Annotated in this window: 25 protein-coding genes and 1 riboswitch; of the genes, 14 read left to right on the top strand and 11 right to left on the bottom strand. The window is 71.1% G+C overall.

The genetic code is table 11. From position 1 onward, the window contains the following. Nucleotides 1-2 precede the first annotated feature (2 nt). Entirely contained in the window at nt 3-1,460 is a 1,458-nt protein-coding gene (locus ABIC70_RS17085; RefSeq protein WP_053610925.1) for a PepSY-associated transmembrane domain-containing protein, read from the bottom strand. Continuing rightward, a complete protein-coding gene (locus tag ABIC70_RS17080) occupies nt 1,454-3,637 on the bottom strand; it encodes a TonB-dependent receptor (RefSeq protein WP_354440267.1) in 2,184 nt (727 codons plus the stop codon). The genes ABIC70_RS17085 and ABIC70_RS17080 overlap by 7 nt, the downstream gene beginning before the upstream one ends. Before the next feature lie 284 nt (nt 3,638-3,921). Next, nucleotides 3,922-4,114: riboswitch (cobalamin riboswitch) on the bottom strand. Nucleotides 4,115-4,253: 139 nt separating this feature from the next. Between ABIC70_RS17080 and ABIC70_RS17075 the strand changes: the two genes are divergently transcribed. The 6 genes from ABIC70_RS17075 (at nt 4,254) to ABIC70_RS17050 (ending at nt 9,373) form a co-directional block, all read left to right on the top strand. Next, complete coding sequence (locus ABIC70_RS17075; protein ID WP_427902289.1) at nt 4,254-4,688, top strand: NUDIX hydrolase; 435 nt, start codon at nt 4,254-4,256, stop codon at nt 4,686-4,688. A 142-nt stretch (nt 4,689-4,830) separates the two neighbouring features. Next, a complete protein-coding gene (locus ABIC70_RS17070) occupies nt 4,831-6,237 on the top strand; it encodes an RluA family pseudouridine synthase (protein WP_354440264.1) in 1,407 nt (468 codons plus the stop codon). Nucleotides 6,238-6,972: 735 nt separating this feature from the next. Further along, nucleotides 6,973-7,353 (top strand): hypothetical protein, encoded by a 381-nt coding sequence (locus ABIC70_RS17065; protein WP_043352069.1) that lies wholly within the window; start codon nt 6,973-6,975, stop codon nt 7,351-7,353. 58 nt (nt 7,354-7,411) lie between these two features. Beyond that, nucleotides 7,412-8,077, top strand: a complete 666-nt coding sequence (locus ABIC70_RS17060; protein ID WP_354440262.1) for an HAD-IA family hydrolase — start codon at nt 7,412-7,414, stop codon at nt 8,075-8,077. Nucleotides 8,078-8,123: 46 nt separating this feature from the next. Further along, nucleotides 8,124-8,915, top strand: coding sequence for an ATP12 family chaperone protein (locus tag ABIC70_RS17055; protein ID WP_354440260.1), 792 nt, complete (start codon nt 8,124-8,126; stop codon nt 8,913-8,915). Nucleotides 8,916-9,214: 299 nt separating this feature from the next. Then, nucleotides 9,215-9,373, top strand: a complete 159-nt coding sequence (locus ABIC70_RS17050; RefSeq protein WP_162494518.1) for a hypothetical protein — start codon at nt 9,215-9,217, stop codon at nt 9,371-9,373. Nucleotides 9,374-9,396: 23 nt separating this feature from the next. Here the strand turns inward: ABIC70_RS17050 and ABIC70_RS17045 are convergent, their stop codons facing one another. Together ABIC70_RS17045 and ABIC70_RS17040 are read right to left on the bottom strand one after the other, a co-directional pair. After that, nucleotides 9,397-9,888, bottom strand: a complete 492-nt coding sequence (locus ABIC70_RS17045; protein WP_354440258.1) for a glutathione peroxidase — start codon at nt 9,886-9,888, stop codon at nt 9,397-9,399. 304 nt (nt 9,889-10,192) lie between these two features. After that, the gene (locus tag ABIC70_RS17040; RefSeq protein ID WP_043352059.1) at nt 10,193-10,726 is read right to left on the bottom strand and encodes a hypothetical protein; all 534 of its coding nucleotides are present in this window, start codon (nt 10,724-10,726) and stop codon (nt 10,193-10,195) included. A 136-nt stretch (nt 10,727-10,862) separates the two neighbouring features. On the opposite strand from ABIC70_RS17040, the gene ABIC70_RS17035 reads away from it, so the two are divergent. Continuing rightward, a complete protein-coding gene (locus tag ABIC70_RS17035) occupies nt 10,863-12,251 on the top strand; it encodes an aminotransferase (RefSeq protein ID WP_043755953.1) in 1,389 nt (462 codons plus the stop codon). Nucleotides 12,252-12,470: 219 nt separating this feature from the next. On the opposite strand, the gene ABIC70_RS17030 is transcribed toward ABIC70_RS17035, so the two are convergent. Both ABIC70_RS17030 and ABIC70_RS17025 read right to left on the bottom strand, forming a co-directional pair. Beyond that, on the bottom strand, nt 12,471-13,793 hold the full coding sequence (locus ABIC70_RS17030) for an HlyC/CorC family transporter (RefSeq protein ID WP_043388750.1): 1,323 nt from the start codon (nt 13,791-13,793) through the stop codon (nt 12,471-12,473). A gap of 60 nt (nt 13,794-13,853) precedes the next feature. After that, nucleotides 13,854-15,305: a hypothetical protein gene (locus tag ABIC70_RS17025; protein ID WP_244538863.1), complete on the bottom strand. Its 1,452-nt coding sequence runs from the start codon at nt 15,303-15,305 to the stop codon at nt 13,854-13,856. A gap of 330 nt (nt 15,306-15,635) precedes the next feature. On the opposite strand from ABIC70_RS17025, the gene ABIC70_RS17020 reads away from it, so the two are divergent. The 7 genes from ABIC70_RS17020 (at nt 15,636) to ABIC70_RS16990 (ending at nt 22,880) form a co-directional block, all read left to right on the top strand. Beyond that, a complete protein-coding gene (locus tag ABIC70_RS17020) occupies nt 15,636-16,034 on the top strand; it encodes a DUF3775 domain-containing protein (RefSeq protein ID WP_043352051.1) in 399 nt (132 codons plus the stop codon). Between the two features lie 21 nt (nt 16,035-16,055). Beyond that, nucleotides 16,056-17,336 (top strand): App1 family protein phosphatidate phosphatase, encoded by a 1,281-nt coding sequence (locus ABIC70_RS17015; RefSeq protein WP_053610930.1) that lies wholly within the window; start codon nt 16,056-16,058, stop codon nt 17,334-17,336. Between the two features lie 124 nt (nt 17,337-17,460). After that, nucleotides 17,461-18,576: an alpha/beta hydrolase gene (locus tag ABIC70_RS17010; RefSeq protein ID WP_043352045.1), complete on the top strand. Its 1,116-nt coding sequence runs from the start codon at nt 17,461-17,463 to the stop codon at nt 18,574-18,576. 150 nt (nt 18,577-18,726) lie between these two features. Continuing rightward, complete coding sequence (locus tag ABIC70_RS17005; protein ID WP_043352044.1) at nt 18,727-18,984, top strand: hypothetical protein; 258 nt, start codon at nt 18,727-18,729, stop codon at nt 18,982-18,984. A gap of 37 nt (nt 18,985-19,021) precedes the next feature. Next, complete coding sequence (locus ABIC70_RS17000) at nt 19,022-20,188, top strand: MFS transporter (protein WP_354440253.1); 1,167 nt, start codon at nt 19,022-19,024, stop codon at nt 20,186-20,188. A 65-nt stretch (nt 20,189-20,253) separates the two neighbouring features. Next, a complete protein-coding gene (locus ABIC70_RS16995) occupies nt 20,254-22,443 on the top strand; it encodes a primosomal protein N' (RefSeq protein ID WP_043352040.1) in 2,190 nt (729 codons plus the stop codon). A 74-nt stretch (nt 22,444-22,517) separates the two neighbouring features. Beyond that, nucleotides 22,518-22,880, top strand: coding sequence for a SpoIIAA family protein (locus ABIC70_RS16990; RefSeq protein ID WP_043352080.1), 363 nt, complete (start codon nt 22,518-22,520; stop codon nt 22,878-22,880). A gap of 6 nt (nt 22,881-22,886) precedes the next feature. Here the strand turns inward: ABIC70_RS16990 and ABIC70_RS16985 are convergent, their stop codons facing one another. The 5 genes from ABIC70_RS16985 to ABIC70_RS16965 all read right to left on the bottom strand — a co-directional run bounded on the left by ABIC70_RS16985 (nt 22,887) and on the right by ABIC70_RS16965 (nt 26,034). Beyond that, entirely contained in the window at nt 22,887-23,276 is a 390-nt protein-coding gene (locus ABIC70_RS16985; RefSeq protein WP_043352078.1) for a hypothetical protein, read from the bottom strand. Nucleotides 23,277-23,635: 359 nt separating this feature from the next. Further along, nucleotides 23,636-23,842, bottom strand: a complete 207-nt coding sequence (locus ABIC70_RS16980; RefSeq protein WP_043352039.1) for a Trm112 family protein — start codon at nt 23,840-23,842, stop codon at nt 23,636-23,638. A gap of 12 nt (nt 23,843-23,854) precedes the next feature. Then, nucleotides 23,855-24,520 (bottom strand): LON peptidase substrate-binding domain-containing protein, encoded by a 666-nt coding sequence (locus ABIC70_RS16975; RefSeq protein ID WP_043352038.1) that lies wholly within the window; start codon nt 24,518-24,520, stop codon nt 23,855-23,857. A 49-nt stretch (nt 24,521-24,569) separates the two neighbouring features. Then, nucleotides 24,570-25,484: a thioredoxin gene (gene trxA, locus ABIC70_RS16970; protein WP_043388738.1), complete on the bottom strand. Its 915-nt coding sequence runs from the start codon at nt 25,482-25,484 to the stop codon at nt 24,570-24,572. Between the two features lie 82 nt (nt 25,485-25,566). Further along, nucleotides 25,567-26,034, bottom strand: a complete 468-nt coding sequence (locus ABIC70_RS16965) for a hypothetical protein (protein WP_043352034.1) — start codon at nt 26,032-26,034, stop codon at nt 25,567-25,569. Between the last annotated feature and the right edge of the window lie 15 nt (nt 26,035-26,049).

Raw genomic sequence — 26,049 nt, 5'->3', positions numbered from 1 at the left:
TCCTAGGCCGACAGAACGCGGCGCAGGCGGCGCCAGCCCGCGACCAGACCGGTGACCGCGATCCCCGCCGCCAGGAGGTTCAGGACCCATTGGGCGGCATCGTGGAGCGAGCGGTTGCCGCTGAGCCCCGGCAGATCGAGGCGGTGCGCGGCGTCGAACAGCCAGCGGTTGATGCGGCCGGAGCGATCCAGGCGCTGGAGGATGGTCCCGTCCCGGGGATCGACGTGGAGCCACGTGGCGTCCGGATCAGCGAAGCGCAGGCGCAGCACCGGAAGCGGCCGTGGGTCGATCCCGTGCGGATACCAGTACAGGTCGTAGGCGGTCAGGGTCTCTGCCGTCCGTAATCCGCCGGGCAGGGCCGGACCGGCGGCCCGCGCGAGCGCGGCGGCATCGAGGAGCGTGCCGTCATCCGCCCTGCGGCTCCGGGCTCCCGCCGGTGTGTCGGCGACGATCCACCAGGACCCGCCGATGGCGGCGAAGCGCAGCGCGCGGGTTCCGGCCTCTGCGAAGCCCCGCAGGGCTCCGGCGTCGAGGCCGAGGGGGGCGGGCTGTCCGGCATAGGCGGCGCGGATCTCGGCGGGCGCAGCGTTCGACGAGAACCAGCGGTTCGGGTTCATCGAAATCCAGCCGCTGAGGATGAAGGTGCTGAGTCCGATTCCGCCCGCGAGGCCGAACAGGTGGTGCCAGCGTGCGAGACCGCGATAGGGCGTGACGGCCCCGCCCGCGTAGCGGCGGCGGAGGCGCAGGCGCCAGATCCCGATCGCGAGGCCGCTCAGCGCCCCGAGGGCGGCGAAGCCGGACAGCCACAGCAGGACCGTCCGCCACAGATCGGCCCGGGCGCGCAGCGGCGTCAGGTAGATCCAATGCGCCACGGCGCCGGCCCAGTTCCAGCCACGCTCGAAGCGGGTCGTGTCGAGGGCGACCTCGCCGGTGACCTGAGACACGTAGAGCTCGGTCCCGGCCGCATCGTCGAGGACGACCTTCAGGAACGGCCGGAGCGGGTCGTACCGGGCCGTGACGGTCCACTGGTCCCGCTCGACCGGATCGACATGTGCGCCCGGAATCCCCTCGGCCGCGAGACGCAACGCATCCTCGGGCCTCAGCGGGCCGAGCCGCTCCCCGGTCCGCGCCGAGACCGTGGCCCGGCGCCCCTCGCGGTCGGCGATCCGGTAGACCGGTTCCGCACCGCGCATCTCCAGGGCGAAGGCCGCCGGCACGCCGGCAAGACCGCCGGCCCGCAGAGCGTCGTCGGGCGCCACCGCGACGCGCTCCCAGGCGATCGGTGCGAGTCGGTCCAGGCGCTCGGCCCCGGTGAGCGCCGGGAACGGCACGTAGAGCATCACCAGTCCGGAGCCGATCCACAGGGCGAAGAACAGCCCCGCGGCGATCCCGGCCCAGCGGTGGAACAGCAGCAGCCAGCGCCGTCCCGCCTTGCCGAGCCGCCGCGGCAGGCTCACCACGTCACCGTGTAGGCGACCTCGACCGAGCGCGGCCGCCCGAGCAGCCAGTTGGTCCCGACCCCGTTCACGGCATTGCCGCTGATCGCGTAGACCTTGTCGAACAGGTTGTAGACCCGCAGCGACAGGCGCGACTCCGCCGTGACCTGATGGTCGAGGACCACGTTGACGAGGTTGTAGGCCGGGCGCCGCGCCGTATTGCCGAAGTCGCTGTAGACCTGCCCCACGTTCTGAAGCCCGACCCGCGCGGTCCAGTCGCGGTAGACGTCCCAGGTCAGCCAGAGGTTGGCCACCCGCTCCGGCACGTCGATGGGCTGATTGCCGGCATACGACACGGTGGCGCCGTTCACCGTCTGGTCGAACCGGTCGTACTGCGCGTGCAGCAGCGCGAGGTTGCCGTCCAGCCGCCAGCCCGGAGCGAAGCGCCAGCCCAAGGCCAGCTCGAATCCCTGCGAGGACTGGCTCCCCACCTGCGTGGACAGCGTCGGCTGGCCGGGAATTGCCGAGATCAGGTTGTCCTTGACGATCCGGTAGCCCGCGATGGTCCATTCCACGGCACCGTCGAAGGCAAGACCCTTGGCGCCGATCTCGACTTGATTGCCTGTGGCGAGCTTGAAGCCCGCCAGCGACTGGTTCAGCGTGATCAGGCTGTTCACCGGGTCGGTGGCGAAGCTGTACTGGGCGTAGAGCGCGCTGTCCGGCGTCGGGTTGTAGACGAGGCCGAACCGGTAGCCCAGCGCCCGGTAGGTCTTCTCGAACCGCGATCCCGTCTGCAGGTCCTCCCGATTCAGCGTCGGCACGTCGAGGCGCACGCCGGTGAGGAACGAGAGCTTGTCCGACAGGATCAGACGGTCCTCCGCGAAGACCGAGGCTTGGCTTGTCTGCGTGGCGTAGGCCGGACGGGCTCGCCCGTTCTGCGGGAAGAGGCCCGGATCGTAGCCGACGAGCGGCACGCTGGTGGTCTGGTCGAAGTAGAAGTTGTTGGTGTGCCGGAAGTCGATGTGGTTCACGTCGAACCCGGCCACGAACTGGTTGGGCAAGCCGAACAGGCTGCCCCGGAACGTCGCGTCGAGCCGGTCACCGACCTGCTCCTGGCTGTGGTAGATTTCCAGATAATCGCCCCGGTCCACCAGCCCGGTGCCGCGGTTGTAGGAATATTGCTCGACGTCGAGCCAGTGGCGCCGGCTGGTGAGCCGGTAGGCGGTGTTGCGGATCGTGATGTCGGCCGAGGGCGACCATTCGGTCTTGAGCTGGGTCCAGTTGTCGGCCCAGGTGATCTTCGCGTCCCGGACGTTGTAGTTGTTGAACCGGATGAGGTCCGGGATCCGTCCCTCGACGAGCGGCGTGCCCCAGTAGCGGGCGGGCTCCTGGTAGCCGAGATCGTGGCTCAGGGTGAACGCCAGATCGGCGCTCGGCCGGAACAGCAGGGCGGCCGAGACCGCGAGGTTGCGGAAATCGCCCTCCGGCCGGATCCAGCCGTCGGCGCGATTGCCGCTGACGTTGAGGCGATACGCGAAGGTGTCGCCGAACTCCGCTTGACCGATTCCACCGCCCGAATCGAACGCAAGGCGCGCAACGCCATCCGTGCCGACAACGGCGCGGGCGGCGTTGATCGGCACGAAGACCGGCTTCTTCGGCACCACGTTGATCACGCCGCCGATGGCGCCGTCGCCGTAGAGCACCGAAGACGGGCCGCGGAGCACCTCGATCCGCTCGACGTTCCACGTGTCGAACGGGAAGGTCACCGTGTTGGCGCCGACGTAGAAGCGCGTGCCGTCGTAGAGCTGCTGGATCGAGTTCGGGCCGGCGAAGCCCCGGGATGTGAAGGCGCCGTTGCCGTTGCCGGGTGCCGCGATGGTGGTGATGCCGGTGGCGTCCTGGGTCACGGCTTCGGTGATCGTATCCTGGCCGCGCAGCCGCGCGGTCTCACCCGACACGATGTCGAGGCTGGCCGGCGTCTCCAGCGGCGTCAGACCGAGGCGGCTCGCGGTCCGGTCGGGGGTGCGCAAATTGAGGCCGTTCGGTGCAGCGCGGTTCGGGTCTCCGCCCGCGCCAGCCACGGAGAGTTCATCCAGGGTGACGGCCTCCTGGGCGGCGGTCGGACTGGCGAGGAGCGCGAGGAGAACGCCGCAGAGGGGAGCCGGCCCGCCGGAGCGGGCGCGATGGATCGAGAGAAGCATGGGGGAAGCGGTCCGTGCACGGCGCGCGCCGGCCCCTTCGTCCTATAAGCATTGTAATAACATTACAATGCCTCGACCATCTGGAAACCTGAGCCTGAACGGGTGCGCGGAGGCCTCCCGGAACAGGAATCGCAGGTCGCGAAACGGTGGAGACGGACATGGGAACGGCGTCGCGGGCGCGCTTGCTGTGGCACGTCACCGCGAACGAGGCCTCGGCGGCCGCCTCCCCTCGGGATTGACGGCGCCTCGACACCCGCCAGGACACCCCGCCCGGCGCGTTTCGCGTGTGACCACGGCTGACGGCAGGTCTCCTGGCTCGCGGGTCGCCGCCCTCGCACCGTCTTCCCGGGGTGACCCAGTGACGTGGTGGTGAAGGGCTCGCCGCTTACAGTTGCGGGGGCAGCCGCGGCTTCGGGGCGGGCCCCTCATCGCGTTCCCTTTTGATCCCCGAGGGGAACCGTCGAGGAACAGCTTGGCCGTCGTGCGTCCGGGCGTCAACCGCACGTCCGGGAGTTGTCGTGGATCGACGCGGCGGCCCGCCGGTTCGTTGCGGCGCCGTCGGGAACGATCTAGCCGGTTCGGCATGACGGTCTGGCGTCCCCCTGCGGAGATCCGCGTGAAGGCCTTGGGGCTCCCCCGGCGCGGCGATAGCCTGCTGGTGGCGGAGATCCATGCGGATGACGGGCGGCTGACAGGTGTCCGGCCCCTCGGTGGCAGCGTTGCGTTCGGTGAGAGGGCCGAGGACGCGCTGATCCGGGAGTTCGAAGAGGAGCTCGGCATCACCGTCACGGTGCTCGGCGGCCCGCGCGTCGTGGAGAACATCTTCCTGCACGAGGGGCAGGTCGGGCACGAGGTGCTGTTCCTGTTCCCGGTCGCCCTGCCGCCCGGCCGGTTCGACGGACAGGAGCGCTTCGTCTTTCACGAGGATTGCGGCACCGCCTGCGTGGCGCGGTGGTGCGATCTCGACGGGCTCGACGTCCCGGGCGGGCCGGAACTCTTCCCGACCGGCCTGAAGGCCTGGCTCCGCGCGGCGTGGGACGCGGAGCCCTGACGGGCGCGATCGCGCTGCCGCCTTTGCCGCTGCGCGCGGGCGATGCTACAGCCGTGCAATCCCATCGGTCCGGACGTCCGCGACGCCGCGGCCCATGCGCCCGGACGCTCCGTCCGAAGCGGAGACGGGTGCCGGCGGAAGCATGACGACACGACCTCCCAAAAGCGGCGGGCCGAAGGGGCGCAAGCCTCAGGCCGGCAAGTTCGATGCGGGCAAGTTCAAGCCCGGCAAGTTCCAGGCCGACGGCCGTGCCCGCACGGGCCCGCGCACCAGCGCCCGCGACGCTGCAGAGCGCGCGGCCCGCAATCGCGGCGACGATGCGGGTGCGCGCGATCCCTGGGGTACGCAGGGCGCCGCAGCCGCAGTCCCGGCCCGGCCCGCGAAGCCGCGGCGCGACACAGCCGCGCCGCGCGGTCCGCTGGCGGCGAAGCCCGGCAGCCGGCCCGTTTCCAAGCGCTCGGAGGCCCCTGCGCCTGCCCCGGCCCCTTCCCCCGCGCCGACACCCGGTCCGACCCGCCGCGAGCAGCGCGCGGCCGCCTCCGCGACCCTCGCCTCCGGGGTGCAGACCCTGATGGTCGAGCCGGACGAGGCCGGCATGCGGATCGACCGCTTCCTCACCGCGCGTTTCCCGCTCCTGCCCTTCACCCGCGTGCAGACCATCGTCCGCAAGGGCGAACTGCGCGTCGACGGCAAGCGCGCCAAGCCGAACGACCGGCTGGAGCCGGGCATGAGCGTGCGCGTGCCGCCGCTGCGCCTCGACCAGCCCTCCGAGCGCCCGCGCAACGCCGCCCGCGAGCAGGACGATGCCGAATTCATCCGGTCGCTCATCCTCTACGAGGATGCCGACATGATGATCCTCAACAAGCCCTTCGGCCTCGCGGTCCAGGGTGGTTCGGGGACGGTCCGGCACGTGGACGGCCTGCTCGCCGCCCTCACCGGCCCGGATGGCCAGAAGCCGCGCCTCGTCCACCGGCTCGACAAGGATACGGCCGGCTGCCTGATCGTCGCCAAGACCCGGCTCGCCGCCGCGACGCTCGCCAAGAGCTTCCGCTCCCGGGCCGCGCGGAAGATCTACTGGGCGCTGACCGCGGGCGTGCCGCGGGTCCGGCAGGGGCGTGTCTCGACCTACCTGGCCAAGGAGGAGCTGACCGACGCCGACGCGCGGATGCGCGTCGCCAAGCACGGCGACGAGGGGGCGAGCCACGCGCTGACCTACTACGCGATGGTCGATCAGGCCGCCCAGAAGCTGTCCTGGCTGTCGTTCAAGCCGGTGACCGGACGGACGCACCAGCTGCGCGCCCACGCGGCCCATATCGGCCACCCGATCGTCGGCGACCCGAAATACTTCTCCGTGGAGAATTGGGAGCTGCCGGGGGGCATCCAGAACCGCCTGCACCTGCTCGCCCGCCGGATCGTCATCCCGCATCCGCGCACCGGCAAGCCCGTGGACGTGAGCGCGCCGCTACCGCCCCACATGGCGCAGAGCTGGAACCTGCTGGGCTTCGACGCCACCCGCTACGACCCGATCGTCGAGGCCCCGGAAGCCTGAGTGGGCAGCCAGGGCACGGCCGGGTTCGTCAGAGTGTACGGGACTTCCGGCCGCCGCCTGTGGCGCGACCCGCCGATCGCCGTCGGGGCCGCGCCCGGTATGCCGTCGCGACGGTCCCGCGCCTGGTCGAGTCCGCGCCGGACCTCCTGGGCTGCGGCCACGACCCGGGTCGGGCAGGAGAACCGCTTCGCCCTGCCCGTCGCCCTTCGGCCGAATGCGCGTCCCGAGAGCGGTATCCTCGACCCGGCCCGGATGCATCGGCGGGACGATCGCCCGTCCGGTCGAGGCTCCTGCAAGCTTCGCTGGTGGATAGGGGTGATAGCTCCGGAGGTCCGTCGCGCCTGCGCCGCCGTGCCGGCACGCAAGGGGCAACGAAGATAGGCGCCTGCGCTCGGTTCAAACGATCGCCCAGGTGCCACTGCGGCGACGCGACGCGCCGGATGGCGGGATCCCCGCTCAGAGGACCGCGCCGTGAGGCGGTCTCGGTCTCCGGTGAGAGGTCGGTTTCGCGCATCAAAGCGGGCAGCCGCAGGAGCCTGATTGCCGGATCCCCCCTCCATCCCCCAAATCATTGTCGCGGGAGATGTGCGCTGCGGTATCCCCGGTGAAAGTGACCCGTCATCGGGGCGGGCCGTGCCGCGCATGCCTTGGCAATCGGCCGTGCCGCCTCATATGCTGCCCGCGCCCCGCCGATCCGCCGCGGGGCCAGTTTCCGGCGGTTCGAGATCCTGACATATGAAGCTCGCGATGCTGGCCTGCCTCGCCGCCCTGTGCCTCACCGGGCCGATCGCGCACGCCGCACCGGGCGAGGCAGCCAAGGCGGCGCCGACCGCGAACGGCGCCCATCCGGCCGAGGCGGCGTCGCCGCATCCGCCCGCCGCTCCCGCCGCGAATGCGGCGCCCACGCAGGCCGCGCAGCGCCCGGCCGCGAGTTCCCGCGCGGAGCGCCGCCGGCGTTCCTATGCGGCCTGCAATCGCGCCTCGCACCAGCGCGGCCTGCGCGGCGGCAAGCGCCGGCGTTTCCTGATCCGCTGCCGGCTCGGCTACGAGCGGACCCGGGTTCCCGGCGGTCAGCCCGCCGCGGCCGCGCCGGCACAGCCGGGCCGGAAGCCGTGACCGAGTCCGACATCCGCCCATCCGCGCCGTCGGGGCCGCCTTTGGCGCGTCGTCGGCGATGAGGCTCGTCGTCTTCGACGTCGACGGCACCCTCGTCGACAGCCAGCACCTGATCGTGGCGGCCCAGGAGGTGGCCTTCGCGGAGAATGGCCTGCCGGCCCCGGGGCGGCGCGAGGCGTTGTCCGTGGTGGGCCTGTCACTGCCGCAGGCCTTCCGGCGTCTGGTCGGCGAGGACGGCCCCGTTGCGGAACTCTCGGAGAGCTACAAGCAGGCCTACAACCGCCTGCGGCTCGATCCGGCCCATGAGGAACCACTGTTCCCCGGGATGGCCGACCTGCTGACCCGGCTCCATGACCGTGGGGACGTGCTGATCGGCCTCGCGACGGGGAAGTCGCGGCGCGGCGTCGACCGGCTGATCGCGCATCACGGCTGGACGGAGTGGTTCGCCACGACCCAGAGCGCCGACGACGCGCCGTCCAAGCCGGACCCGACCATGCTGCGGCAGGCGATCAGCGAGGCCGGTTGCGCGCCGGAGGCGACCGTGATGGTGGGCGACACGACCTTCGACATCGCCATGGGCGTGGCGGCCGGTGCCACGGCCATCGGGGTCGCCTGGGGGTATCATCCTCCGGACGCGCTCTACGGGGCCGGGGCCGTGACGGTCGTCCCGACGGCCGCTGCGCTGGAGGTGCTGCTTCTCGAGGGCCTCGCGACGGGCGGCTGATGGCGAAAGGCTCGCGCGCCGGGCCGGAAACGCCTATCTCGCGTCCATGAGCGATCAGACGACAGACTGGCTCGGCGAACCGGGCGACGGCGCGCGGCCCGACCCGATCCGTGCGGCCCGGGGCCATTCCAAGCCCGCCCTGCCCCGGCGGTTCTACACGGAGGCCGGCTTCTCCGAGGAGGCCGAGGGCTTCCGGCTGACCCTGGACGGACGTCCGGCCAACACGCCGGCCCGCAACCCGCTGCGGCTCCCGAGCCGCGCCCTGGCCGAGCGGGTCGCGGCGGAATGGGCGGCCCAGGACACTGCGATCGACCCGGCACAGATGCCGCTGACGCGGCTCGCCAACACGGCGATCGACGGCGTCAGGCCCCGCTTGGGTGCGGTGGCAGCCGATCTCTGCGCCTATGCCGGTACCGATCTCGTGGCCTACCGCGCTGGTGATCCGGAGCGCCTCGTGGCGGCGCAGGCGGCGGCCTGGGACCCGATCCTCGCCTGGGCGCGGGACGAGTTCGGTGCGCGGGTGATCCTGAGCGAGGGCGTCATGCATGTCGAGCAGCCCGCCGACACGATCCAGACCCTCTCCACGGCGGTGAATGCGGTGACGGATCCGTTTCGGTTGGCCGGATTGCACACCCTGACCACCCTGACCGGCTCCCTTCTGATCGCGCTGGCGGTGCTGCGTGGCCGCCTGGCCCCGGCGGAAGCCTGGGACGCCGCTCACGTCGACGAGACCTACCAGGCTGCCGTCTGGGGGCGCGACGCGGATGCGGAAGCACGCCTCGCGGCGCGCCGGATCGAGTTCGAGGCGGCGGCCGCGTTCGTCGGCGTCGAAGGCTGAGCCGAGACCCGAAGTGTGATCCGTCGCGCAGATGCAATTGGGCAACAATCCGCCATTCGCGGCGCCCGGTCGGCTTCAGCGGCTGACAAGCCGCGAACACTGTTTTACGGTCGGCGCACATTGTGTTCGAGACGACAATGCGTTCCAATCAGCCTGTCCGATGCAGATTTGAAGGCGAACTGGCGACGCTGATTGCCTCGAAGCAATCGTCCCGGGATCTGCCCGCGCGATACGCGCTCTTCGACGCTCTTTCGGACCTCGAACGCAGGGCAAAGAGCGCCGGTGCCCCCGACCTGACCTTGCGCAAGATCGCCGAGATCCGCTTCCTGACGGGCATCCTGCGCGAGTCGGTGCGCCCCTTCCCGGTCGCGTCCCTGCGGACGGTGCTGCGGGCTCGCGAGCGGGTCGACCGACGCCGCGTTCCCGCCTCCGAGGCGGCGGATCTCGACGCGGTCTGACGCCAAGGTCACGCCGACGCGGCTCAGGCTGGCGCGGCCAGGGCCGCCTGGATCTTCGCCTCCAGGGCCGCGGGCTTCGTCCCGGGCGCGAAACGGGCGATGACCCGGCCGTCACGACCCACCAGAAACTTGGTGAAGTTCCACTTGACCACCCGCGTGCCGAACAGCCCCGGTCGGGCCTGGGTAAGATGGGCGTAGAGCGGATCGGCATCCGGCCCGTTCACCGCGATCTTGGCGAGCACCGGGAAACTCACATCGTAGCGCAGCGAGCAGAACTGCGCGATTTCGGTGGCGTCGCCCGGCTCCTGGGCGCCGAACTGGTTGCAGGGGAAGCCCAGGATCGTCAGACCTTCCTCCCGGTATCGGCGCCACAGCCCCTCCAGGCCCTCATATTGCGGGGTGAAGCCGCAGCGGGAGGCCGTGTTGACGATGAGCAGCACCTGTCCGCGATGCTGCGCGAGCGGGTAAGGCGTGCCGTCGGCCGCGGACACGCTGAGATCGTGAACTGTCGTCATGCCCGATCACTTGAGCAAACCGGCCGGTTCCGCAAGACGCGCGCATCATCTCATCGCGACCGCGCCGCGGCGGCGCCGGCGGCGCGTGGAGCCCGCCTCCCCTCCGCGCCCGACCGGGATGTGGGGATGCCGCGCTGTCGCTTCCTCGTCCGGGGCGCATCCACGGTGCCGGAGGCGCCGGGCACCGGATTGCGGGACAGGCAATCCGCCCGGCTGACGGGCGTCCGACCCGGAGTGCTGAAACGGAGCGGTTACGTGTTCATGAGCCCCTGAGAGTGGGCTCCTCCGGTCCGGGCCGATGGGCTCAGGCCGGGACTTTCCGGACGTCGAAGCTCGGGCCCTGCGGGGTCATGCGGTCGGTGGTGACGATGCGTTCGTCGGCGCCGACCACTCCGAGACTGACATCGCGGTCCGGCAGGACGACGGTGGTGCTCTTGTTGACGTGGACCAGCACGTGCCGCCGCAGCGGCACCGAGGCGACGGCCCAGCGTTTGAGCTGCCCGTAATAGGGTTCGCGCCGCCACGCGCCCGCTTGGCCGGGATCGACCTGGACGTTCATGTTGCGGGTGAGCGGGTCGAGGCTCAGCACCATCTTGGCGCGATCCGGCTTCCATTCCGGTCCGAGCCAGCCTTCCGTCATCCAGAGGCAGTGGAATGCCCGGCAATGGTCGGGCCGGGTGGCGTGAATGGCGCAGCCCTGGCCGGCCCTGGTGTGCCGGCACCATTGTCCGGCCACGCTCTCCACCGCGGGCACGTCGTAGACCTTGCAGCAGAGCGTGCAGGCGCCGCAGGCGCGGCCGGGGGCGGGTTGTGCGACGAACGTTTCCGGATTGAGCATCGGTCGGGCGTCAACAGAGGCGGTCGCGGGCGGCATGCGTCCGGTAACGGCCGGCCGCGGGTCCTTCGGGCTACCTGCCGGGGCATCGGGTCGGTAGTGTGGCGGCGGTGACCCTCGCACGAGGACCTTGCGAACCATGCTCTCGAATCTCGCGACCCGCGACGTCGAAACCGTTCTCCACCCCTACACCAACCTGTCGACGCACCGACAGATCGGTCCGCTGGTTCTGGAGCGCGGCGAGGGTGTGCACGTCTACGACACCGAGGGGCGTCCCTATATCGAGGGCATGTCCGGCCTGTGGTGCACGGCCTTGGGCTATTCCAACGCCGAGCTGGTGGAGGCGGCCCGGGCGCAGATGGCGCGCCTGCCCTTCACGCACCTGTTCTCCGGCCGCAGCCACGATCCGGGTATCGAACTCGCCGAGACGCTCAAGGAGCTGATGCCGGTTCCGACCTCGAAGATCTTTTTCACGTCTTCGGGATCCGAGGCCAACGACACGCAGGTCAAGCTCACGTGGTATTACAACAACGCCCTCGGGCGCCGGAATAAAAAGAAGATCATCGCCCGCCAGAAGGGCTACCATGGCGTGACGGTCGCCAGTGCGTCGATGACCGGGCTCGCCGCGAATCACGCCGACTGGGACCTGCCGCTTCCGGGCTTCCTGCACGTCTCCGCCGCCCACCATTACCGGGGCGCCGAGCCGGGCGAGAGCGAGGAGGCCTATTCCGCGCGCCTCGCCGCCGAACTGGAGGAGACCATCCTGCGGGAGGGGCCGGACACGGTGGCGGCCTTCATCGCCGAGCCGGTCATGGGCGCGGGCGGCGCGATCGTGCCGCCGCGGGGCTATTTTTCCGCGATCCAGGCGGTGCTGGCGAAATACGAGGTCCGCTTCATCGCCGATGAGGTGATCTGCGGCTTCGGACGGCTCGGCACGTGGTTCGGCAGCGAGGCGCTGGGTGCCCGGCCCGATTCGATCTCCTTCGCCAAGGCCCTGACCTCGGCCTACATGCCGCTCGGCGGCGTGAGCATCGACGAACCGCTCTACGAAGCCCTTGTCGGCCAGAGCGAGAAGATCGGCACCTTCGGCCACGGCACCACCTATTCCGGACACCCGGTGGCTGCGGCCGTGGCGCTGAAGGCCATCGAGATCTATCGCCGCGACCGCATCATCGAGGGGGCGGCCGAGAAGGCACCCCAGTTCCAGCGTCGCCTCTCGGCGCTGGCCGGGCACGACCTCGTGGGCGAGGCCGGGGGCATCGGGCTGATCGGCGGCCTGGAGATCGTCGCCGACAAGGCCACCAAGCGGCAATACGACCCCAAGACCGGCGTCGCTGCGCGCTGCGTCGCCTTCGCGCAGGGCGAAGGGCTGATCGTGCGGGCGCTTGCCGGCGACCGCGTCGCGGTCTGCCCGCCGCTGATCATCGCGCCGGATGAGATCGATGCCCTGTTCGACCGGCTCGGCCGGGCGCTCGACCGCACCCGGGACTGGATCCGCGCCGAGGGGCTGGAGGCGATGCCGGGCTGAGGCGCGCGGCCGGTCGCGGATGGACCTCAGACGGACGGCGGGAAAACCGTCGTCCGGACCCGGTGCCGCACCCGCATTCCGGTCGAAGACGCGCGCCCCGTCATTTTGCGTGGCGCGACGTGACCCGGCATGCCGCGAGGTCCATCAGCATCGCGCCTCCAAAAGGCGGCGCTGTGCGCGCGGACGCGGCGACGTCGAAGCCGCCGCCCGGACGCGGCATCACACCGCGTCGCGCTGCGCGTCCGGCTGAGCGGTGGCCTGGAGCCCGGTCGCCGTCAGCGGCGTGATGCGCAGCGTGGTGATCCGGTTCTTGGCCTTCCGCAGCACCTGGAAGCGGAAGCCGTGGAAGTTGAAGGCCGTCCCCTGATCCGGGATGGTCCGGGCCTCGTGGATGACGAGGCCCGCGATCGTGGTCGCCTCCTCGTCGGGGAGTTTCCAGTCCATCGCGCGATTCAGGTCGCGGATCGGCACGCCGCCATCGACGTTCACCGACCCGTCCCCCTGCGGGCGCACCCCCGAGACCGTGACGTCGTGCTCGTCGGCGATGTCGCCGACGATCTCCTCCAGGATGTCTTCCAGAGTCACGAGGCCCATCACCTCGCCGTACTCGTCGACCACCAGGGCGAAGTGGGTCTTCTTGGTGAGGAAGGCCTTGAGCTGGGCGCGCAGGGACGTGGTGCCCGGCACGAACCACGTCTCCAGGGCGAGCGCCTCGACCTTGAGGCCCGAGGCGTCGCCCCCCGCCGCGTCGAGCGCCCGCAGAAGGTCCTTGGCGTGGAGCACGCCGACGATGTTCTCCGGCGTGCCGCGCCACAGGGGCATGCGCGTATAGGGCGAGGACAGGACGGCGCGGACGATGTCCTCGGAGGGCTGGTCGGCGTCGATCGCCCGCATCTTGGTGCGGTGGACCATGACGTCGGAGACCGACAGGTCCGAGAGGTCGAGGAGGCCGCCCAGCATGTCGCGCTCGGCCTTTGCGACGCCCCCCTCCCGGTGCATCAGCGCCACCTGCCCGCGCAGCTCCTCGGCGGCGGTGAGGATCGACTGGTGCTCGCCGATGGTGACGCCGAACGGCTTCAGCATCAGCCGCACGAGATGCTCGATGGCGATGGCCAGCGGGCCCATCAGCGCCACCGCGAAGGCCACCGGCCGGGCGGTGAGCAGCGCCGCCTTGTCGGGCTTGGAGATGGCGAGGGTCTTCGGCAGCACCTCGGCGAACACGATGACCAGCACCGACATGCCGACCGTGGCGTAGATCACGCCGCTCTTGCCGAACAGCGCGGTGAGCACGCTGGTGGTGAAGGCCGAGGCGCCGATCGCCACGATGTTGTAGCCGATCAGCATGGCGCCGATGAAGCGCTCGCGGATCGCCAGGATGCGGTTGACGATCGCGGCCCGCGGATCGCCCGCCTGTTCGAGGGCGTGCATCCGCGCCCGCGACGCGGCCGTGAAGGCCGTCTCCGCGCCCGCGAAGAAAGCCGAGAGGAGCAACGAGATCGCCACGATGCTCGCGGCGAACCACAGGTCGATATGGGTTTCCATCGGGTCCGTCAGGCACGCCGCGCGCGGCTTGTCGGCCGCCCATATAGCGCCTCCCGCGACTTATTGCGCGCCGATCTGGCGCACCGTCCACGTCGCCCAGTAGACGGGCCTTCCGTAGAGGCTCGACGTGTCGCGGCCGGAGGCGGTCGGAGCGAGCCGGTCGAGCCAAGTCAGGAACCCGGCCTTGTTCGGATAGATCGCCGGCGTGTCGAGGTTGCCTTCCGCGTCCGTCATCCAGAAATGCGCGCTCCGATCGTACCGGCCGCTGCCGTCGCCCCCCGAGCGCAGTCCGAGATAGGCCGGCGAGCGGCCGGCTTCGACCGGATCGGCGTAGAGCTTGAGGGCGCCGATGCCATCGAGGTTCATGTCGGCGGTGTACTGGAGGCAGATGTCCGCCACGGGGCCGCCCGGCGCGTTGGCGGGCCGCTGGCACGTGTAGGAGACCGCCCAGCGCTGCAAGCCCTTGGCCCGGGCCACCCGCACGAGGGACCCGGGCGGCAGCGGCCCGGCGAGCTTGCGGGCCGTCGACCAGACCTTCGCACCGGACAGGTCCTGCGCGGTGCGCAGGAAGAGCCCGGTGCGGCGCTTCTCGGGGGCGAGGCCGCAATCCTCGGGCAGCACGTCGGTATAGACGTAGTGATAGGTGCGATCCACGACGCTGATCGAACCGGCGAGCCCGTGGGTCTCGAAGGCCGGGGCCGTGCAGGCCGAGGTCACCGGCTTGCCCGCCTCGTCGATCACCGCGGCGGGGGCGGGCGGGTCGCTGCGCCGCCCGCGGCCCGCGCCGGCCTCGAACGGCGTCCAGGCCAGGCCGTACCCGTCCGCGGTGCGGGTGCGGATCTCGAAGGTCTGGAAATCGAGGGTCCGGGCCTCGATCTGCACGCGGCGGCGGACATCGGCCGGGCCGGACGCCGGCGCGTCCTGCTCCGCTCGCCGGCGCCGACGGCGGCCCCGGCGCTCGGTCTCAGCATCGTCCCCGCCGGTGACGCCCACGCGCTCCTGGCCGAGCAGGAAGACGTAGCTGTAGGCCTCCCCGGCCCAGGTGCGGCCCGTCACCGCGATCGGGTCGCGCGGGCCGATCCCCTCGGCCGTCGGTGTCGGTTCGGACCAGCCGCGCGCCCGCGTGCTCTGCTCTGGCAGGTCGACCCAGAACCGGTCGGCCGCGGGCGGCAGCGTCGTGACCAAGGCCTCGAAGGTCCGACCGGTGCGCAGGGCGCCGCCATCCCGGCTGTCCGTGGCGCGGCGCTCCGGGCAGGGCTCGTCCCGTCGGGATGCCACAGGGGTCTGCCCCTGGAACAGGGCCTGGATCGGGCCCGGTGCCTCGGAACGGGCAAGCCGCAGGAGCTGAACGCCGCGTACGAACGCGCAGGGCGCCGGCGCGATCAGGACGCCCTCGGCCTCCGAGCCATCCCGGCAGATCTCGAGGGCGCCGCCGCCCGTGAGGAAGCAGCTCGGCGCGCTACCCTCGTAGCTCGCGGGCCTGGCCTCGGCGGGGTCCGGTCCAAGCAGCACGGATCCGGCCACTCCCCAGAGCCCCGCGAGGGCGCCGACGTGCCAGCGGCGCCCGGCCGAGCGCCGAGACCTTGAGTCGCGTACGCAGGAGACGGTGGTATCGGCGAAGGATGTTCCAGCAGACTCTATAGAAACCACGTCTATCGCCGATGTTGACCCGGTTATCGAAATAGTCTCGCAGGCTCTATCCTACGGTGGTCGAACCGGGAAGTGGCGCCGACCACGCACCGCGCCTTCGATGGGGATGGGGCGAACCCCGGGCCCGCTCGTCCGTTGTCGCGGCTTGAGGGCCCCGCTTGGCCGCTCCTGTCAGCGTTCGGAGATCAGCGCATGGATATCGCCGTCGAAACCGTCACCGACATCGTCATGCGGCTGCGCGCCATCGAGGTGAAGGAGGGCAACACCGATCCGGATTCGGGCTCGAACCCGATCGACGACGGGTCCACCGACGTCCTGACCTCCGGCACCGACGACGCCACGGAATCCGAGGTCCGGGGCCTGATCGCCGGGCTCGACGACGATTCCCGGGCCGAGCTGCTCGCCCTTCTCTATATCGGACGCGGCGACATGGAGCCCGAGGAGTGGAGCGAGGCCGTGCGCTTCGCCCGCGAGCGCGAGGCCGCTGGCGAGGGCGCCGTGCGGGAGCTGCTGGGCTCGCCCGACGCCGGGGATCTGCTGGAGGAGGGCCTCGACGCGATGGGGCTCAGCCCCGAACTGCCGCAGGCCTGAGCGCCCAGGAGCGGCCGGTCCATGGCCTCACGCGTGCGCAGGGGCGCCACCAAGGCGCTGCGGGTCCTCACCCGGCCGGTCCGCCGGGCGCAGGGCCGGGGCGGCAAGGGACCGGGTGGCCTCGTGGTCGAGCCGTACCGCGGCTACGGCTCACGCGATGAGGTATTCCTGATCGGTCGCGTCTTCCGGCAATCGCCCGGGATCCCCGGCGAGGATCCCGATTCCCTGCGGGCGCAATGGCGCGACCTGCGGCGCCGCATCGCCCGGCGGGCGATTGCCGGAGCCGCCGTGACCGCCCGGTTCGGCGACGACGCCGTCCGGGTCGAGACCGACCGCGACGGTTATTTCCGTCTGCACCTGCACCCGCGCACGCTACCGGCTGCGCCGGGGGAGTGGCACGCGGTCGATCTCCTTCTCGACGCCGACCCGCCGATCCCCGCCGAGGGCGCGGTGTTCATCCCGCCCGACCAGTGCCGTGTCGTCGTCGTCAGTGACATCGACGACACGGTCATGCGCACCGGTGTCGCCAACAAGCTGACGATGCTCTGGCGCCTGTTCGTGGAGGATGCCGAGAGCCGGGTCGCCTTCCCGGGTGTGGCCGCCCTCTACCGGGCCCTGCATGCGGGCGCCGGCGGCGGCGAGGGCAACCCGATGCTCTACGTCTCCCGGGCCCCCTGGGGCCTCTACGAAATGCTGTCGGAATTCTTCCAGCGCCACGGCATTCCGGCGGGGCCGGTGCTGTTCCTGAGGGAATGGGGCCTGTCCTGGACGCATCCGCTGCCGCGCCGGGCCACCGACCACAAGCAGGCGCTGATCCGCCACATGCTCGCCCTCTACCGGGATCTGCCCTTCGTGCTGATCGGCGACAGCGGCCAGCACGATCCGGAGGTCTACGCGCAGATCGTCGAGGAGAATCCCGGGCGGGTGCTGGCAGTCTACATCCGCAACGTGTCCCGCGACTCGGCCCGGGTCGAGGAGATCGTCCGCCTCGCCGGCGCCGTCGCCCGGGCCGGATCGAGCCTGGTGCTGGCCGGCGACAGCGTCGCCATGGCCGAGCATGCGGCGGCCATCGGGTTGATCGCCCCCGAGGCGGTGGCCGGCGTCGCCGACGAGCACGCCGCGGCGGAGACCGATACACGGCGGGAGACCGCCCGGATCACGCCGGATCTCGCCGGTTCTGCCGCCGAGGACCCGATCGCCCCAGAGGCGATCGCCGAGGCGCTGGCCGGTGACGGCGCCGTGCCGGCGACCCTGGTGGTCGAGCCGGCCACCCCGGCTGCACTGCCGCGCCTCGAAGCGTGAACGCACAGCCGTGATCGTAACCGGGGCCGCTGTCGCGGTCCGCCCCGTCCGATACTTCATGGATCCACGCAGCCGGCCCCCGCCGAGACGGGTCCGCAGACCGGGCTGCCCAGGAGGAACCGAGATGCGCCTGAGCCTGTCCGCGCTGCTGATGATCGCCTGCGGAACCCACGCCGCCCTCGGGCAGGCCGCCCCCGCCGAGAGGCCAGTTCCCCGTTTCGAGCAGCTCGAGGCCGAGATCGGAGCGGCCAATGCCGCGCCGGGGCCACGGACGGTACCGGCCAAGGTCGTGCCGGTGCCCGCCGACACGACGAGTCCGCAATTCCGCACGGCTGTGGCGGCGCCCTACCGCGTGCCGGCCTGGAACGCGAACCCGCCGGACGCCGCGGCCTGGAAGGCCCTGGTCGACCGACTGGCCGCCGCCGGCGCCGCCGCCCTCCCCGCCCTGCGTGAGAAGCTCGGCGTCACCAGCGAGGCCGCCGTGATCGGTGGCGTGAAGGCCTTCGTGATCCAGCCCCGGCAGATGCCCGAAGCCAACCGCAACCGCCTGCTCCTGCACATCCACGGGGGCGGCTACGTCTACAATCCCGGCGAGTCCGGCACGCTGGAGGCGATCCTGATGGCCGGCCTCGGCGGCTACAAGGTCATCGCGGTGGATTACCGCATGCCGCCGGATGCCCCCTACCCCGCCGCCATGGACGACGCGACCGCCGTGTGGCGCGCCATGCTGACCATGCAGAAGCCTCAGAACATGGCGGTGTTCGGCACCTCCACGGGCGGCGGCATGACCCTGGCTCTGATGCTCCGCGCCAAGGCCGAGGGACTGGCGTTGCCGGCGGCGATCGGCCTCGGCACGCCCTGGTCCGACATGACCGAGACCGGCGACAGCTACCGGACCAACGAGTGGCTGGACAACGTCCTCGTCAGCTATTCCGGCTACCTGACGCCGGCCGCCAAGCTCTACGCCGCCGGTCGGGACCTGAAGGACCCTCAGCTCTCGCCGATCTATGGCGATTTCGCCGGCCTGCCGCCCGCGATCCTGATCACCGGCACCCGCGACCTGTTCCTGTCGAACACCGTGCGCACCCATCGGAAGCTGCGCGCCGCCGGGATCGAGGCGTCCCTCCAGGTGTTCGAGGGCATGTCCCACGCCCAGTACCTCTTCACCCCGGACGCCCCGGAGACCAAGGAGGTGTTCGGCGAGATGGCGCGGTTCTTCGATAGCCATCTGGGGCGGTGAGACGCGGCGCGGCGGGCTTGCGCGGGGCTTGTCCTCACGAAATGGTGCAATGCAGCAATTCGGTGGGAAGCCTTCACATCCCGGTGGCGATGCCTAGGTTTGGGCGCTCCCGTGCCGGTCCACGCTCTTCGAGCCTGTTGGAGCCCATCCGTGCAAACCTACACCCTCGCCATCGCCGACGGCGTCCTGTTCGCCTGCCTGCCCGACGAGGCCGACATCACGGCCGCGATCACCGACGCGACCGCCACCAATTACGGGTTCGGCCTCAGCCTCGACATCGTCCGTGGGGCGACCCTGACCAACGCGGCGGGGCCCGAGGACGAGGTCGTCTGGCAGGAAGGTCCCGACAGCGAGCTGCTCGATGCGCAAGGGCGGCGCTACCGCTACGCCGTCCGTCGCCCCTGCTGACCTGACTTCGGGAGGCCTGCCGGACTACGTTCCGCCCATGCAGAAGCGGGCGCCAGGGGCGGAACGACGTGGCGGGCTCCCCCGGTTCCTCGTCCTGTATGCGGCGCTCTACGGTGCCTATGGCGTTCTGTCGCCGATCCTGCCGGGCTTCCTGGCGGCCCGTGGCCTGACGCCGGCTGAGATCGGCCTTCTTCTCGCTGCCGCGGGTGCGCTGCGCCTCGGGATCGGGCCGCTGGCCGGCGCCTTCGCCGACCGCCATCGCGCCGGCAGATCCATTCTTGCGGCGAGTCTCGCGCTGGCGGGGCTCAGCACCCTGGCGCATCTGCCGGGCGTCGGCTTTGCGCAGTTGATCGCCCCGGCTCTGCTCTACGCGGTGGGCACCGCGGCCCCGGCGCCGCTCGCCGACGCGCTGGCCCTGGCCGCCGCGCGGGGCGGGGCGGCGTTCCAGTACGGCTGGATCCGTGGCGCAGGCTCGGCCGCTTTCATCGCGGGCACCGCCGCCGCGGGCTGGTCGATCGGGATCTTCGGCCTCGCCGCCGCCCTCGTCGCGAGCGGCGGCCTGTTCCTCGCCGCCGGTGCGTCGGCCCTGGCGCTGCCGGCGGATCGGGCCCGAGCGACCCGGGCCGGGGCGCCGTGGCACGGTTTCGCTGCCCTGATCGCGCTGCCGCGTTTCCGCCGCACGGTGCTGGTCGCCGCCCTGGTGATCGGTGCCCACGCGATGCACGACGGCTTCGCCATGATCCTGTGGCGCTCCGCCGGGATCGCGCCGGCCACCGCGGGCCTCCTCTGGTCGGTGTCGGTGGCCGCCGAGGTTCTGGTCTTCCTGCTGGTCGGGCCGCCCCTGCTGGCGCGGATCGGCCCTGCGGCAGGCGTCGCGGCCGCGGCCTGCGCGGGGGCCGTCCGCTGGGCGGTGCTGGGCTCCACGACCGCGATCCCGTGGCTCGCCGCCGTCGAGGCCCTGCACGGGGTGAGCTTCGCCCTCCTCCACCTCGCCTGCCTCGGGCTCATCGAAGCCACCACGCCGGCCGACCTCCGGACGACCGCGCTGGCCCTGTACGGCACCCTGGGCCTCGGCCTGTCCGGCGTCGCCGCGACCCTGGCCTCCGGGGCGCTCTACGGGTCGTTTGGGGCTTCCGCCTTCTGGGCGATGGCGGCCCTGAGTCTCGCGGCCCTGCCGCTGGTGCCGGGGCTGCGGGATCGCTGAAGCGGCGGGTTCTTTTCCCGGGCCTGTGGTACGGACCCGGAACGGACCCGCCCGAAAAGCCCAGCATGCCCGTCGTCGCCGAGATCCTGATCCCGCTGGCCCTCGATACACCCTACAGCTACGTGGCGCCGGCCGGGCTCGACCTCGCCGCCGGCGACGTGGTGCAGGTGCCTCTCGGACCGCGCGAGATCGTCGGGGTCGTCTGGGGCGTGGCCGAGAGCCCCGGCGGCTCGAACCTGCGGCCTGTGACCGACCGCCTGCCCTTCCCGCCCCTGTCGGATCCGCTGCGCAGCCTCGTCGACTGGATCGCCCGCTACACGCTGGCGCCGAAAGGCTCGGCGCTGGCCATGGTGTTGCGCCTGCCCGACGAGGCGGCGGCCGGCGAGACCGCCCGGGTCGCCGTGCGCATCACCGACAAGCCCCCGGCCCGGCCGACCCCGGCCCGCACCAAGGTCCTCGCCGCGGCCGCCGACGGCGGTCTGCGGGGCAAGAGCGCCCTGGCCAAGGAGGCCGGGGTCTCGCTCTCGGTGGTCGACGGGCTCATCGACGACGGTGCCCTGGAGACCGTGGCGGTCGCGCCCGAGCCGGTCGCGCCGCGGCCCGATCCGGACTTCCCGCGCTCGCCGCTCTCGCCCGCCCAGGCCGAGGCCGTGGCGGCTCTGGTCGCGCCCTTTCCGTGGGACCGGCCGCCGGCGGAGGATCCGGCCGATCTCAGGCCCGTCCTGCTGGAGGGGGTCACCGGCTCGGGCAAGACCGAGGTCTATTTCGAGGCCGTGGCCGCCTGCATCCGGGCGGGCCGCCAAGCGCTGATCCTGATGCCGGAAATCGCGCTGACGGCCCAGTTCCTGGACCGCTTCGCCGCCCGGTTCGGGGTTCGGCCGGCGGCGTGGCATTCCGGAATCGGCGGCAGGCGTCGCGAGCGCCTGCGGGCCGCGGTGGCCGAGGGCGAGGCGCTGGTGGTGGTCGGCGCGCGCTCGGCCCTGTTCCTGCCCTTCGCGCGGCTGGGGCTAATCGTGGTCGATGAGGAGCACGAGACCGCCTACAAGCAGGAGGACGGCGTCCATTACCATGCCCGCGACATGGCGGTGGTGCGCGGGCGTCTCGAGTCCTGCCCGGTGGTGCTGACCTCGGCGACGCCCGCCATCGAGACCCGCGTCAACGCCGCAAGGGGGCGCTACCGGCACATCCTGCTCCCCGAGCGCTTCGGCGGGCGGCGCCTGCCCGACATCGCGGCGATCGACATGCGCCTCGACCAGCCCGAGCGCGGCCGCTTCCTGAGCCCGCCGCTGGTCAACGCCGTGAAGAGCACCCTGGAGCGCGGCGAGCAGGCGCTGCTGTTCCTCAACCGCCGGGGCTACGCGCCCCTGACCCTCTGCCGGGCCTGCGGCCACCGCTACCAGTGCAAGAACTGCTCGACCTGGCTGGTGGAGCATCGGTTCCGCCGGGCGCTGGTCTGCCATCAATGCGGCTATGCCGAGCGCCGGCCGGAGGCCTGCACCGAGTGCGGCACATTCGACAATCTCACCGCCTGCGGCCCCGGCGTCGAACGGATCGCCGAGGAGGCCACGGCCTTGTTTCCGGACCGGCGCGTCGTCGTCCTGTCGAGCGACTTCCCCGGCGGCGCGGAGCGCCTGCGGCAGGAACTCGATGCCGTGGCAGCCGGCGAATGCGATATTGTGATCGGGACGCAACTCGTGGCGAAGGGCCACAATTTCCCGTTCCTGACCCTGGTCGGCGTGCTCGACGCCGATATCGGCCTGACCTCGGGCGATCCGCGGGCCGCGGAACGGACGTTCCAGCTGCTGCAGCAGGTCACCGGCCGTGCCGGCCGCGGTGAGAAGCCCGGCCGCGCCCTCGTCCAGACCTACCAGCCGGACCATCCCGTGATCGCGGCCCTCCTGTCGGGGGATGCCGAGCGCTTCTACGCGGAGGAGATCCAGGCCCGCGAGGCGGCGGGCCTTCCGCCGTTCGGGCGGCTCGCCGCGCTGATCGTCTCGGCGACCGAGCGCGAGGTGGCGGAGGCCCACGGCCAGGCGCTGGCCCGCGCGGCCGAGCCGCCGGAGGGCGTGATGGTGCTGGGTCCCGCCGAGGCGCCGCTGGCCCTGGTGCGCGGCCGATACCGCTTCCGCCTGCTCGTGAAGACCGAGCGCAACGTCGATCTGCAGGCCTACCTGCGCGCCTGGATCGCCCGGGGTCCGAAGGTGCGCGGCAACGTCCGGGTCGCCATCGATGTCGACCCGCAGAGCTTTTTGTAGGACACTCGGGCGACGGGCGGCGGATCCCGGCCGGAGATTGGCCGGGACGCATGCGGTTCCCGGAGGAGCGATCAGTGCTGACTTATACCAAGACGCCGGATTCCAACGTCGCCGAGATCGTGGTCGACGGGAAGATCACCGACGAAGAGATGAACGCCATGATGACGGCGATGAAGGCCGACCTCGACAAGGGCGGCAAGATCAAGCTGCTCGAGGACATCCGCGCCTTCGAGGGCATGGAGCCGGCCGCCTTCTTCAAGGATCCGCGCTTCGGCTTCTCGATGATGAAGAGCGTCAGCCACGTCGCCCTGGTGACGGACGCACCCTGGCTCAAGGCGCTGGCCGAAACCTTCAATTTCGTCTCGCCGACCCAGATCAAGGTGTTCGAGCGGGCCCGCATCGACGAGGCGCGCACCTGGCTCGCAGCCGCCGTCTGAGCGGTCTCAGTCGGCCTGCGCGGTGCGGGTATCGCTGCGCCGCGCGGTCCAGTGACCAGAGCAGAGGGACGAGACCTTCCAGGTCCCCGCGCCGCTCCCGGCCCGGAGCCGCCCCGTTCCCGTGCCGCTCGCGGTGCCGTTGTTGACAGTGAGCCCGACGCTGCCATCGGCCCCGACATGCCCGTTCACCTGCGCGCCGGCGGCGCCGGAGATCAGCTGCACGTGACCCTCGCGGATGGCGAGCGCGTAGGTGTAGCGGGCGCTGCACAGACCGGTTTCCGTGACCAGTTCCACCGACCACCGTCCGTTATGCGTGCCGGGCTCCGCGCTGGCGGGCGCGCAAAGGGGAAGGAACAGGCCGGCGGCGAGGGCCGCGACGGCGGTCAGCTTGATCATGCGGGGCGATCTCTCAGCGAAGTGGATGCCGCCTGAGGCGGGATGCACGGTCAGAATCATCGATCGGGGATGACTCGACGCTGAACGATCGAAGCGGCAAGAGTATGGCCGCCACGCGTTAGCTCAAGATAGATCAGGGTCGGCGAAGGGCGGAGTAATAGTCAAGCTCGATAGGGTCGAATCTGCTCTCCGATCGGAAGACCTGATGCCAAATCTCGCCGACATCCTGAGGTTTGGCAGGGGGCGGCCGGCACGGGGCGCGCCAAGCCCGACCGGAGGGGGCGGGTCCCGTAAGCACGGGGCGCTCGGGATGCGAAGCGACGCGGGCTGCCCCGCGCGCAAACGAACGGCCCGGGCGATCAGTCCGTCAGCGGCCGGGCTTCTTCCGGCAGCATGATCGGGATCCCGTCGCGGATCGGATAAGCGAGCTTGGCGGAACGGCTGATCAGTTCCTGGCGGACGGAATCGTATTCCAGTGTCCCTTTGGTCAGCGGGCAGACCAGGATCTCCAAAAGCTTCGGGTCCACGCGGGTCGCTTCGACGGGGGCGGTGAGGTCGTTGGTCATCGTTCGTGCAGCCTATTGCATCGTCGACTCGGGGCCCGAGCCGCGAACCAGTTCCATCTGCGTGACCGCGATCAGGATCTCGGCCCGCGTCTTCAGGTCGGGGGCCTCGAGCATCGCCTGTTTCTCGCGCACACCGAACGGACTCATCATGCAGAGGGCGTTGACCAGCGCCTCGTCGGGCGCCTCGTCGATTCCGGCCCAGTCCACCTTGAGGTCGTTCGACTCTACGAAGTCGCGCAACGCCTTGAGCACGCCCGCGCGGTCGACCTGCTCCTCGCCCGCCCGGGGCTCGAAGTCCACAGCGAAGTCGTCATAGGAGACGTGGCAGCGGCGATAGGGGCCGATCGAGGCCAATTCACTCTCGACCCGGAAGCGCGTGATGCCGGTGAGCGAGATCAGGTATCGTCCGTCGCCGGTCTCCGCGTACTGGGTCACCCGCCCCGCGCAGCCGACGCGGTAGAGTTTCGGATTGGCCCCGCCCGATCCTTCCGGATCCGGCTGGATCATGCCGATGATCCGGTCCGTGCGCATGGCATCGTCGACCATGGCGAGATAGCGCGGCTCGAAGATGTTCAGCGGCATCTGCCCGCGGGGCAGCAGCAGCGCCCCGGAGAGGGGGAAGACCGGGATGACCGCGGGACAATCCGCCGGGCCCTTGTAGCTCGCATGGGTGCTCATGGCGCCTCCCGGGGGGGCCGATTGGTGGTCCGAAGCGCGAGCCGGAACCTCACGAGAACAAAAGCGCCGAGAGCTTGCGCCGTCCGCGGATCGTATCCGGATCCATCACGCCCCAGGCCTCGAAGAACTGCAGCAGCTGCTTGCGCGCCCCGTCGTCGTTCCAGTCCTTGTCGCGCCGGCGCAGTTCGATCAGGTGGTCGACCGCCTGGCCGCGTTCGCCACGGGCGGCGAGGCCCAGCGCGAGGTCGAACCGCGCCTGATGGGCGTCCGGGTTGGCCTCCACTTCCCGCTGCACGCCCGCGAGATCGCCGAGCGAGGCGGCCTGCTCGGCGAGTTCGAGGGCGGCGCGGATGCCGGCGAGCGCCGGATCGCCAGCCTTTGCCTCCGGCACCATGGCCAGAACCCGCTTGGCGTTCTCGATCTCGCCCGCGTCGAGCTGCATCTTGGCGAGGCCGGCCAGCGCCGTGACGTTGTCGGGCTGCTGCTCCAGGACCGCCGCGTAGATTTCCGCAGCACCGGCGAGGTCGCCCTCCTCGATTAGGGCGGCGGCGTCCGCGAGCGCGGCCTCGAGCGGATCCTGCTGAGGACCGGCCACGCGCCCGATCAGCTCCTTGATCTGGCTCTCGGGGACGGCGCCCATGAAGCCGTCGACCGGCTGGCCCTTCTGGAAGACGATGACCGCCGGAATCGACTGGATGCCGAGCTGGCCCGCGATCGAGGGATGCTCGTCGATGTTCATCTTCACCAGGGCGACCGCGCCGGCAGCCTCCCGGACCACCTTCTCCAGCACCGGCGTGAGCTGCTTGCAGGGTCCGCACCAGGGCGCCCAGAAATCGACCAGCACAGGCCGGTGCATCGACTCGGCGAGCACGTCCTGCCGGAAGCTCGCAGTGGTCGTGTCCTTGATGAGGGTGCCGGTGTCGCCGGCCGGGGCACCGCCCCCGGCGAGGGTGTCGTTGAGCATCGGTCTGGCTTCGGAACCTTTTTCGTGGAGTTCCCTAAATGGGGCTTCCGCCATGATCTGACCAGCCCAAAGACAGGGACGCTCAGCGGGCCGGTGCGGCGGCCGGCGCACCGGCGGGCGCCTTGGCCGCAGTCACGAACGTTCCGGCAAACGGGCGTCCGTCGGCCGTACTGGCCTCGCAGGTGATCGCGGTGCGGCCCGGTTCCGGTGTGGAGAAGCGGCAGGCGCCGATCGCCAGGATCGGGGCGCCATCCTTTCCGGTGGTGACCACGTTGATCGGCTGCAGCGGATCGGTCTCCTCGGTGGCTTCCTGCTGGGCGCCGTTACCGCTGAAGCTGAGCGCCTGACCGTCGGAGGTGGTGAAGTCGAAGCTGGTGCGATTGCGGCTCACCGCGTTCGTCAGGACGTTGCTGCAGGAGCTGCTCAGATCCTGCGTGCCGATCACGAGCTTCTCGCAGGTGCCGTCCAGCCGCAACGCGGCCTGGGCGCGTGCCGCGGAGGGAAGACTGACGAGAGCGCAGAGCAGCGCGAGGCGCAGGCGATTGGTCATGGCGGGTCGGGCATC

The sequence above is a fragment of the Methylobacterium sp. 1973 genome (assembly GCF_040545035.1).
Classification (GTDB): domain Bacteria; phylum Pseudomonadota; class Alphaproteobacteria; order Rhizobiales; family Beijerinckiaceae; genus Methylobacterium; species Methylobacterium fujisawaense.
This window is presented reverse-complemented; position numbering and strand designations above follow the sequence as displayed.